Annotated in this window: 12 protein-coding genes; 6 read left to right on the top strand and 6 right to left on the bottom strand. The window is 60.2% G+C overall.

Features of this window, described 5'->3' with window-relative positions:
- The 3 genes from WBP53_RS06870 to WBP53_RS06860 all read right to left on the bottom strand — a co-directional run.
- A partial coding sequence (locus WBP53_RS06870) for a hypothetical protein (protein ID WP_423927261.1) occupies positions 1 to 514 on the bottom strand: 514 nt, incomplete at its 3' end.
- Complete coding sequence (locus WBP53_RS06865) at positions 511 to 780, bottom strand: BolA family protein (protein WP_423927263.1); 270 nt, start codon at positions 778 to 780, stop codon at positions 511 to 513. The genes WBP53_RS06870 and WBP53_RS06865, both read right to left, overlap by 4 nt.
- A complete protein-coding gene (locus WBP53_RS06860; RefSeq protein ID WP_423927259.1) occupies positions 780 to 1,079 on the bottom strand; it encodes a YciI family protein in 300 nt (99 codons plus the stop codon). Before WBP53_RS06860 ends, WBP53_RS06865 begins: the two co-directional genes overlap by 1 nt.
- 760 nt (positions 1,080 to 1,839) lie before the next feature.
- Here WBP53_RS06860 and WBP53_RS06855 point away from each other — a divergent pair.
- From WBP53_RS06855 to rluB, 3 genes are read left to right on the top strand one after another with little or no spacing between them, the layout of a single operon-like run.
- The gene (locus WBP53_RS06855) at positions 1,840 to 2,697 is read left to right on the top strand and encodes a segregation and condensation protein A (protein ID WP_423927257.1); all 858 of its coding nucleotides are present in this window, start codon (positions 1,840 to 1,842) and stop codon (positions 2,695 to 2,697) included.
- A 12-nt stretch (positions 2,698 to 2,709) separates the two neighbouring features.
- A complete protein-coding gene (scpB, locus tag WBP53_RS06850; protein ID WP_423927255.1) occupies positions 2,710 to 3,483 on the top strand; it encodes an SMC-Scp complex subunit ScpB in 774 nt (257 codons plus the stop codon).
- Positions 3,480 to 5,099: a 23S rRNA pseudouridine(2605) synthase RluB gene (gene rluB / locus WBP53_RS06845; protein WP_423927253.1), complete on the top strand. Its 1,620-nt coding sequence runs from the start codon at positions 3,480 to 3,482 to the stop codon at positions 5,097 to 5,099. The genes scpB and rluB overlap by 4 nt, the downstream gene beginning before the upstream one ends.
- Before the next feature lie 98 nt (positions 5,100 to 5,197).
- Here rluB and WBP53_RS06840 read toward each other — a convergent pair whose 3' ends face one another.
- The gene (locus WBP53_RS06840) at positions 5,198 to 5,914 is read right to left on the bottom strand and encodes a CsgG/HfaB family protein (RefSeq protein WP_423927251.1); all 717 of its coding nucleotides are present in this window, start codon (positions 5,912 to 5,914) and stop codon (positions 5,198 to 5,200) included.
- A 333-nt stretch (positions 5,915 to 6,247) separates the two neighbouring features.
- On the opposite strand from WBP53_RS06840, the gene WBP53_RS06835 reads away from it, so the two are divergent.
- From WBP53_RS06835 to WBP53_RS06825, 3 genes are all read left to right on the top strand, one after another.
- A complete protein-coding gene (locus tag WBP53_RS06835) occupies positions 6,248 to 6,460 on the top strand; it encodes a hypothetical protein (RefSeq protein ID WP_423927249.1) in 213 nt (70 codons plus the stop codon).
- A 115-nt stretch (positions 6,461 to 6,575) separates the two neighbouring features.
- The gene (gene arsC / locus WBP53_RS06830; RefSeq protein WP_423927247.1) at positions 6,576 to 6,926 is read left to right on the top strand and encodes an arsenate reductase (glutaredoxin); all 351 of its coding nucleotides are present in this window, start codon (positions 6,576 to 6,578) and stop codon (positions 6,924 to 6,926) included.
- The gene (locus WBP53_RS06825; protein WP_423927245.1) at positions 6,926 to 7,876 is read left to right on the top strand and encodes a LysR family transcriptional regulator; all 951 of its coding nucleotides are present in this window, start codon (positions 6,926 to 6,928) and stop codon (positions 7,874 to 7,876) included. Before arsC ends, WBP53_RS06825 begins: the two co-directional genes overlap by 1 nt.
- A 129-nt stretch (positions 7,877 to 8,005) precedes the next feature.
- On the opposite strand, the gene WBP53_RS06820 is transcribed toward WBP53_RS06825, so the two are convergent.
- Both WBP53_RS06820 and WBP53_RS06815 read right to left on the bottom strand, forming a co-directional pair.
- The gene (locus WBP53_RS06820) at positions 8,006 to 8,809 is read right to left on the bottom strand and encodes an amidohydrolase (protein WP_423927243.1); all 804 of its coding nucleotides are present in this window, start codon (positions 8,807 to 8,809) and stop codon (positions 8,006 to 8,008) included.
- 10 nt (positions 8,810 to 8,819) lie between these two features.
- Positions 8,820 to 9,614, bottom strand: a 795-nt coding sequence (locus WBP53_RS06815) for a methionine aminotransferase (RefSeq protein ID WP_423927241.1), incomplete at its 5' end; no start/stop codon positions are given.

Raw genomic sequence — 9,614 nt, 5'->3', positions numbered from 1 at the left:
CTTCATTGAACGGCTGGTTCATCGATTCGCCGGCGGCCTTCAGTGCGTCATCCTCGTTGTCGAACAGCAACTGGCTGAAATCGTATTCCGAGGATCCGACTTTTTCGAGCTGGTTCTGGTATTCGGTCCTGAGCACGCTGTCGTCGACCTGGGCACTGTTGCGGAATTTCCCCAGGGTGGCGTTGGCCATTCCCTGTAGCCGGTTGATCTCGACCTCGGCGGCGAACATCGGATCATCAAAATAGTTTTCGGCCGTCGCGGCCTGGCCGAGCAATATGTAGTCGCGTAACTCGGTGAGTGCTGCAGCACGCTGGTCAGGGACGTTCAAGTCAAGCTTGCGCTCACGCGCGAGAACATCCAGCAGGACTTGCTCAACCGGCTGGCCATTGACTGTTTCAACGACGGGCAGGCCGGTCGGGAGCGCCGGGCTCCCCTTGTCCCCGCCGCAGCCCGATAGTGTCAACGACATCGCAATCAGAAGTAGCGGCAGTTTCGGCATGGAAATGGCTTTCATCGGGTTTCCTCGGGAGTTCTTGCGTCAATGGACAACGCATGGATATCAGTTTGCATCAGGTCGCCGAGGGCCGAATAAACCGCCCTGTGCCGCGCAAGCGGTGCCTTGCCCTCGAACGCGGAGCTGGTCAGACGAACGCTGAAGTGCCCACGACCATCACGTGCTCCTGCATGACCGACGTGGCGATGGCTATCGTCTGTCACGGTCAATTCGACCGGAGCGAATGTCTGCTCGAGACACGAGCGGATGGCCGCCACACGATCGATCATGGCAACACCTTGCGAAACGGGCGTACATCAACCGATGCGTAGACGCCCGCTCGCAGATAGGGGTCCTCGGCCGCCCAGGCTTTTGCGGCATCCAGATCAGCGAAATCGGCAATGATCAGGCTACCGGTGAATCCGGCTACTCCCGGGTCTTCGGCATCGATTGCCGGGAACGGGCCTGCCACCAGCAGTCGGCCCTGGTCACGCAAGGACTCCAGCCGCTGCAGATGCTCTGGCCGATTGGCCTTGCGTTGCTCAAGGGTTCCCGGATTGTCCTGACCCACAATGACGTACCACATGAAAAAGGCTACCGAAGAGGGGCGCGTATGTTAGCTGATCGGTGCCGATGACGGTGCCTCGCAGCTTGGCGAAATTTGCTCCATTGCCGTGTAAATCCAGCTCCGTCGCCCAGAATCGCCTCGCTTGCTGTCCTCTGCCACCTTCATGGCGCTGCGATCCAGCAGATACCTGCACCCAAGGAAAGCCGGGTATTCGCCTCCGTCAGGCCGGTCCAGGCTGCTGCCAGCCCGTGCTCGACTCAGGACCAACAGGGACGGCAGAGCCGCCACGCAGCAAAACCGCATGCCCCGCACACCCGGCCAGCATGCTGGACTTCCGCATCGACAAGCCTTAGTCTTGCGTCCGAACCAGTGAAATGCGGGGCATTGCACCCGCTGCTGTTGCGGCGCACGAGGGCTTGAGGCGTCCACACAACCGGTTTCCACGTTGTTGCATGTCGCCTGGGTCCGAGCGGGATCGCCGGCGGGTTTTCAGGCGATTGGCCTGCACGCAACCAGACGACGGTTCCTCTTTCCGGCTCGCACCGGGCGTTGTCAGTTGTTGGATGTCAGTGCCGCCGGGCAGATCGGCGGGCGCTTTTTAGTTGATCCACAGTGGCCCGGTTCGGAGTTTCCGACCTGTGCTGCCCGTGGATGGCATGGGTCCGGCGTCCAGTCGCCGGCCACGCAGTGGTCAGGCCAATGAATGCGGCCGACTGACTTTTTCACGCGAGATCTGAGCATGACCCACGCCGTGAGGCGCCGGGCAACCGGATCGGATATGAATACCCCGACTACCGAAATCGAACTCCAGCAAGAAGAACCCACGACGGTATTCCCGCCGGTTCCCCAGCAGCAGGAAATGCCGTTGGCGCTGGTGCGTGGCGAACCGGTACTGCAGATGCCGCAGGATCTGTATATCCCTCCGGATGCGCTTGAAGTCATTCTTGACGCGTTCGAAGGGCCGCTCGACTTGCTGCTTTACCTGATCCGCAGGCAAAACCTGGATATTCTCGATATTCCGGTTGCGGAAATAACACGCCAATACGTCGACTACATCGATCTGATGCAAGAAATGCGGCTCGAGTTGGCGGCCGAATATCTGGTCATGGCTGCCATCCTCGCCGAGATAAAATCCAGGCTCCTGCTGCCGAGACCACCGGAAGCGGAAGGGTTCGAGGAGGATCCCCGAGCCGAGCTGATTCGTCGCCTGCAGGAATACGAGCGCTTCAAGAAGGCAGCGGCTGATATCGACGAACTGCCACGCATGGAGCGCGATACTGCTGGCACGTCTGCCTATGTCCCGGACAAGAACATCGTCCGCCTGCCTCCGCCGGTCGATCTGCGCGAACTGCTGCTGGCATTGAAGGACGTGCTCAATCGGGCGGAGTTGTTCAGCCATCATGCGATCCAGCGCGAGGCTCTTTCGGTGCGCAACCGCATGAGCGATGTGCTGCGCGCACTCGGCAATGGCGAATTCCACCCATTCCAGTCGCTGTTTGATCTGTCTGAAGGTCGCCACGGAATCATCGTCACATTCCTGGCCATTCTCGAACTGGCAAAGGAACAGCTACTGGAAATTTCACAGGGTGAGGCGCTAGCGCCCATCTACCTCAAATCGTTGGCCACGGCCGACTGAATCTGACTGCACATGATTGAATTCGAACTGCTAAAACGCATCATTGAGGCTGCCCTGCTGGCTGCCGGCAACCCGCTCAGTCCTGCCCAACTGCTTGCGCTGTTTGGAGAGAACGAGGCTACCAGCCATGACGAAATCTCGCGCGCGATCGCGGCCCTGCAGGCTGACTGCGAGGAACGTGGCATTGAACTGGTCGAAGTCGCTTCCGGATTTCGTTATCAGGTCCGCAACGAGGTTCATGTCTGGGTAGCCAGGCTCTGGACCGAAAGGCCCAGCCGCTACTCGCGAGCCCTGCTCGAAACACTTGCGCTGGTCGCCTATCGCCAGCCCATCACGCGCGGCGAGATCGAACAGATTCGCGGCGTAGCAGTTTCCACCCACATCATCAGAACACTCGAGGAGCGCGAATGGATTCGTGTGGTGGGCCATCGGGATGCACCGGGAAAACCGGCCCTGTTTGGCACGACTCGCGGATTTCTCGACTACTTCAACCTTCGATCGCTCGACGAGCTTCCGTCACTCGGTGAAATCCGCGACATCGACGACCTCGACCCGCAGCTTTCACTCGGCCCTCCCGGCAGCGAAAACGCGGAGATCGTCGTCGAGAACAACCCGGAGATCCTCGCGATTTCCGCGCAGCAGGTTTCCGCTGCAGAGCCGCAAGACGGCGAAGAAACAGACGCTGAGGGACAACCAGATCCCGCAGAACTCAACGAATCGGCAAACCGATCCCCGCCCCTGCCCGCATCAAATCAAGATTCCGGCAATTCGGAGCAAGACACATGACATCCCCAGTACGCAACGTACTTTCTCTAAAACGCTCGACTTCGGAAGAAGGAGCCTCCACGCTCGAAGAACGCCTGCACAAGGTGCTGGCAACGGCCGGGCTTGGTTCCCGCCGCATGCTTGAAGGTCGCATCGAGGCCGGCGAAGTGCAGGTCAATGGCGAAGTCGCAACGCTGGGCCTGGGGGTCCATGCCGGAGATCGAATCGAAATCGACGGCAAGAAATTCGTCGTCATCAGCGACACTGCAGAACACGCCCAGGTCATTGTCTACAACAAGCCGGAAGGCGTAATGACCACGCGCGACGACCCGGATGGCCGACCGACCGTGTTTGAGCACCTTCCACGCCTCAAGGGCGCACGCTGGATCGCAGTCGGGCGCCTGGACATCAATACGACCGGCCTGCTCTTGCTGACCACGGACGGCGGCCTGGCCAACGCATTGATGCACCCGAGCTCCGAGCTCGAGCGCGAATACATTTGCCGCGTGCATGGCGAGGTTCCCGACGAAGTCATCGAACGCTTGCGCAGCGGTGTCGATCTCGAGGATGGCCCTGCCCATTTCGACGAGATCGCCGTAATCAGTCGTGGCGGAAGCCATTCGTGGTTCCGCGTCGTCATTCGTGAGGGCCGCAACCGGGAAGTTCGCCGCATGTGGGAGGCGGTCGGCCTGATGGTCAGCCGCCTGAAGCGCGTCCGCTACGCCAACGTCGAGTTGCCACGGCTGCTCAAGCGCGAAAAGAGCGCCAACCTCGAGGCAGACCAGGTCAAGGCCTTGCGGGAAGCCTGTGGTGCCGCCGAGCCGGAAGCCACGCTGACGCTTGCACCGGTCATCGGACAGCGCCGCAACTCGCCAACCGAGTTTCGTCCGGACCCGAAGTCACAGCAGGCGTGGACCAGCACGCGCACCGAAGAGGCTCGTGAGTTCGGCCAGTTCGACCGCATGCGCGACGATGGCTGGCGCGCACCTTCCGGCAACAAGGGCAAGCGTTCGCGCGGAGGCGGCGGTCCGCGCCCATCCCGCCCGCGTGCGCCAGCCGGCAAGGCCGAGGGTTCGCAGTATGTCGATCCCGGCCTGAATCCGGCAGTATTGCGAGCATGGTTCCCGGACTCGCCACAGCCAGGCGCGCGCAAGCGCGGAGCCGGTGGACGCAGCCCGGTCAAGGGAAACCCGAATTCAAGCGGCAATGCAGTCCACGGCAATCGCGATCCACGCCACGAAATCAACGATGGCAACCGTCCATTCCGGGGTAATCCTCAGCGCGCGGCACCTGCGCAGGGAAACAGACGCCGCGATGCACAAGAGCCATCGGGGAACCGGGCACCACGCGGAAATTCGAGCCAGGACGACGCACGCGGAAATCGCGCCCCGCAAGCGGACGGCAATCGCGAACAGAGTGTCTGGGGCAACCGCGGAAACACAAACAGGGATGCGGCAGGTGGAAACTCCAGACGTGGCAGCGGCCCTCGTGGAAACGCCGCACCACGCGGTGGCAACTCGGCGCCCCGTAGCGGTAGCTCCGCACCGCGCGGAGGCAACGCGGCACCTGGTGGACGCCCTGGCGGTCGACGCAAGCCGAGTGGCGGCAACCAACGTGGCCCGGGCTCGAAGGACTGAGTGCCCCCGCCGTTCAAAACGCTTTTTGTACTGCCTGAAACTGGAAACGGCGCAGCTTTCGCTGCGCCGTTTCGACAGCACCCTCTGGTCAAGACTCGTCAGTCGAGCTTGAGCCCCTTCTTGTTGCTGTCACGGCGCTTGGCTTCCTTGGCCGCATAGTCGGATTCACATCCGTTGCGCTCAACCATGACGCAGCTGAGATAGTCGGTGACTTCGACCAGAACCGCTCGAATGGCCTTGCCAGCCGGCGTGTTCTTCTCATTCGCAAGTGCGCCGCCAAAACCACCACGATACACGCCAACACTCATTCCGCCACTGGAGGTGCGACCTTCAACGGTGCGAGAGTAATCGACTTCACCAGTCGTTGCATTGACCACGCGGACATCGACGGCAATATAGGCTTCGCTCTTCTTCCCGCCCAGCGAGATGCCCTTGAAGCTGATGCCGCCACCGGTACTGGCCGTGTTTTCCTCATAGGAGGTGACGGTGCCCATGACCAGGTACTGTGCGCCGGTCAGTTTGCCGATGTCTGCGCCGGTGCCAGAGCGCACACGGCCTGAAGCGGCCAGGTTCTGTTCTTCAAGAACGCTTTCCAGCTTTGCGCGTTCAACCACGCGAAAACTGCCCGTGCTCGACAACTCATTGGACAGCATGCCGGAAAGCTCCCAGCCCACACCTCCCCGCCACCAACCTGCTCCGGTCTGGTTCTTGAACTCGGCTACGCCTACTGAAGGCTTTCCACCCTGTGCCAGTGCCGTTCCCGCAAATCCCACCCCGGCAAGGGCCAGTGTGGCGACGACGAATAATCTCTTCATCTAAACTCTCCCAATGTGTTTCGACTTTTTGAAGCCTTGTTTGTCCAGCCGAATCGAGCAAATTGATTGGTTCTGCCCCGACGCCGACAGGCTCTTCAGCATAGCCACTGCGACGATCGAGGGGCATTCTAGCAGGGGCTCGGCAACCAAATGATGGATTGCTAGCCACAGCTACCGACGACAGGGTCACGAATGAACTGTGTGCTGTCACACACAATGCAATCGAACCAGGTCCCGAAGACCGAACCATAACCCGAACGCAACGAGCCGTTAACCCTGCCGACACACGCAATCTTTAAGCTCTGCAGTCATCGCAATCAGGCTTGATTCTCCATGCACGCACAGCGCCTCACTGAAGCAAACATTCTTGGCTACCAGCTCGACCGGATCATGGAAAACGGCCGCGCGGTGCACCACTACGAAGTGCGCGGCCCGGAAACGGGTTCCGCCATCGCTAGCTTTGCTGATCGCCATTCTGCCGAACAATTCATCGTCATGCGGGAACTTGGCAGGCTTCCCGGGCGAGGTGGCACACCGGCCTATTGAGATCGTCCGCCGCTATCTCGAAATCCGCTCCCGCACGCGATGCCTGGCCAGCCTGCCTTGCCAGCTCGAAGCGATCGCGTCAAAGTCGAGCTTTGATGCCCATGGAGCAGCAACCTTGAGTGAAGTAGTGATCTTGCACAATCCGCGCTGTTCAAAATCGCGCGCTACGCTGGATCTGCTGACCCAGCGCGGAATCCAACCCAGGATTGTCGACTATCTCAAGGACCCGCCGAGCCCGGAGGAACTTGAACGCATCCTGAGCCTGCTGGGACTGACCGCACGTGAGTTTATGCGCCGTGGCGACGAGGAATATCGCACCCTTGGCCTGCACGACGAACGCCTCGGGCACGCCGACCTGCTCGCAGCACTTTGTGCGCATCCACGCCTGATCGAACGCCCCATCGTCATCGCTAACGGCAAGGCCGCGATCGGGCGACCTCCCGAGTCGGTGCTGGACATACTCTGATGGACAAGTTCCAGGGCATGCAATTGTTCGCCCGTGTCGTGGAGTCCGGCAGCTTCACCGCAGGTGCCGAGCAAATGGGCATATCGCGCGCACTGGCCAGCAAGCTGATCCAGAACCTCGAAGAGGAACTCGGCGTCCGCCTGCTGAATCGCACTACCCGCAGAATCAGCCTTACCGATCCAGGCAAGAACTACTACCAGCGCGTAAGCGACATTCTCGGCCAACTGGCCGAGGCGGAAGCCGAAGCGGCGGAACTGCAGGTCGAACCGCGTGGACGCATGCGCGTAAGCGCACCCATTTCGTTCTCGGTCCACCATCTTGCACCAGCATTCTCCGAGTTCCAGCGGCGCTTTCCACTTGTCGAACTGGAACTGGAGTTGAATGACCGCCTCGTCGATCTGGTCGACGAGGGATTCGACATGGCCATACGCATCGGCAAGCTTGCCGACTCCTCGCTGGTGGCAAGACGCATTGCACCCGCCTGCCTGACCCTTACCGCCTCCGCTGCCTACCTCAAGCGCGCTGGTACACCTACCCACCCTTCCGATCTGTCGAGCCACAACCTGCTGATCTATACCTTGTCGACGCGTCGCGATGAACTCGTTCTGGAGCGCAACGGGGAAACCGTCACCACACGGATTCACGGGAACCTGCTGGTCAACAATGGCGACTACATCGCGGCTGCCACTCTCGAGGGTCACGGGATCAGCGCGCTGCCCACGTTCATCATTGGCGATCACATCAAGCGCGGCGAGCTGATTCCTGTGTTGGCCGACTGGTATATCCCGCCGGTCGCCATCCATGCAGTTTATGCACAGACGCGATCACTGCCGGCCAAGACTCGCGTCCTGATCGACTTTCTGGTCGAACGATTCGGGCCGGAACCCTACTGGGAGGAATCTTGCGCCCATGGGGAACGGCGCGAATCAGAAAAGAAGATTAGCCCGTAACCATCACGTACCAACGTTGTTCGACGCCTGGGAAAGCAAGGAAAGCGTCAGGCCATGTGTGGGCCGTCCAGTAATTCGGCAGTCATCCCGGAACTGGGCTAACCAGCCAAACTAATCTGCACGAGATTCCTAGTTGCCTAGCTTGAACGCGTCGGCATCCATCCACGCAGGAAAGCGCTGGCGGAATGCGGAAAGCGTCGATGCATCCAGGGTCACGCTCACGACCTGTTCCTGTGGCCCCAGAATGGCCAGCGGGTTGCCAGTGAAGTCGATGGCTGCGCTGTCACCTGCGTAGGCGATTCCGTTGCCGTCCTCGCCCACGCGATTCACCCCGATGCAGTAGCTGAGATTCTCGATGGCCCTGGCTTGCAACAGCGTGGTCCATGCATTGCGCCGAGGCGCTGGCCAGTTTGCGACGAACAGAAGCAGGTCATAGTCAAAGCGGCCACTTGCAGGATCATGGTGATTGCGCAACCAGACCGGGAAGCGCAAGTCATAGCAAACCTGCGGACAGATTCGCCAACCCTTGAGTTCGACGATGAGGCGCTGCTTGCCATCCGTATAGCGCTCATGCTCGCCAGCCATGCGAAACAGATGGCGTTTGTCATAGAGTTCGTGGCTGCCATCAGGGCACATCCAGATCAACCGGTTCACGCACTTCTGCCCTTCCCTGACCACCAGGCTCCCGGTGACCACGGCACCAACTTCGGCAGCCAGATTCCTCAGCCAACTTACACCTTCGCCATCCATTTGTTCTGCATGGTCAAGGGTGTCGTTGGTGAATCCGCTCAGGAAAGTCTCGGGCAACACCACAAGATCGCTGTGACCGCGCAGCGTGCGCACAAGCGCGCCGTAATACTCGCGATTGGCCGCAGCGTCATGCCAGCGGGTGGCGCCCTGTACCAGTGAAACCTGCAGTGGGTGTGGCGTCATCAAACTGGCCTCAAAGTGCACTCAATCGTTGCGCAGCTGTGCGCAGCAACTCATCCGATTTGGCGAAGCAGAAGCGGATCAGGCGCATGTCCGCGGGCGGCGAATCGTAGAATGCGGAAATGGGTATGGCAGCCACGCCCGCCTTGGCGACCAGCCATTCGCAGAAGCTGAAATCGTCCTTGTCACTGATCGCGGAATAGTCGACCACCTGAAAGTATGCTCCGGCGACCGGAAGGAGCTTGAATCGGGTTGGTGCCAGCAAGCCTCGGAAAAATTCGCGCCTTGCCTGATAGAAGGCAGGCAGCTCCAGGTAGTGCTCCGGACACGTCTGCAGTATCTCCGCCAATGCGACCTGAGCCGGCGTGAACGTACAGAACGTAAGGTATTGGTGCACCTTGCGGAACTCGATGCTCAAAGCCGGCGGCGCAACGCAGTAGCCCACCTTCCATCCAGTGCAGTGGAAGGTCTTGCCGAAAGAACTGATCACGAAACTGCGTGCTGCGAGTTCGGCGTTGCGCAGGACACTTTGATGATCTCGGCCATCGAAGACGATGTGCTCGTAGACCTCATCCGAGATGACAATGATGTCGGAGTCACGGGTGATTTCCGCTAGTGCATCGAGATCGCTCGAAGAGAACACCGCGCCGGAGGGATTGTGCGGTGTATTCACGATAATCGCGCGCGTCTTCGCGGAGATCGCATCCCTGACGCGATTCCAGTCGACCGAAAAATCGGCCGGATCAAGTCCGACATGGACGGCCGTTCCACCGCACAGGTCAATCGCCGGTTCGTAGCAGTCATAGCA

Source organism: Dokdonella sp. (assembly GCF_049593775.1).
Taxonomy (GTDB): Bacteria; Pseudomonadota; Gammaproteobacteria; order Xanthomonadales; family Rhodanobacteraceae; genus Dokdonella.
This window is presented reverse-complemented; position numbering and strand designations above follow the sequence as displayed.

Coding starts and splice junctions, on each gene's coding strand:
- WBP53_RS06860 (WP_423927259.1), bottom strand. CDS start 1,079: ATGTGGTACGTCATTGTGGGTCAGGACAATCCGGGAACCCTTGAGCAA.
- WBP53_RS06855 (WP_423927257.1), top strand. CDS start 1,840: ATGAATACCCCGACTACCGAAATCGAACTCCAGCAAGAAGAACCCACG.
- scpB (WP_423927255.1), top strand. CDS start 2,710: ATGATTGAATTCGAACTGCTAAAACGCATCATTGAGGCTGCCCTGCTG.
- rluB (WP_423927253.1), top strand. CDS start 3,480: ATGACATCCCCAGTACGCAACGTACTTTCTCTAAAACGCTCGACTTCG.
- WBP53_RS06840 (WP_423927251.1), bottom strand. CDS start 5,914: ATGAAGAGATTATTCGTCGTCGCCACACTGGCCCTTGCCGGGGTGGGA.
- WBP53_RS06835 (WP_423927249.1), top strand. CDS start 6,248: ATGCACGCACAGCGCCTCACTGAAGCAAACATTCTTGGCTACCAGCTC.
- WBP53_RS06825 (WP_423927245.1), top strand. CDS start 6,926: ATGGACAAGTTCCAGGGCATGCAATTGTTCGCCCGTGTCGTGGAGTCC.
- WBP53_RS06820 (WP_423927243.1), bottom strand. CDS start 8,809: ATGACGCCACACCCACTGCAGGTTTCACTGGTACAGGGCGCCACCCGC.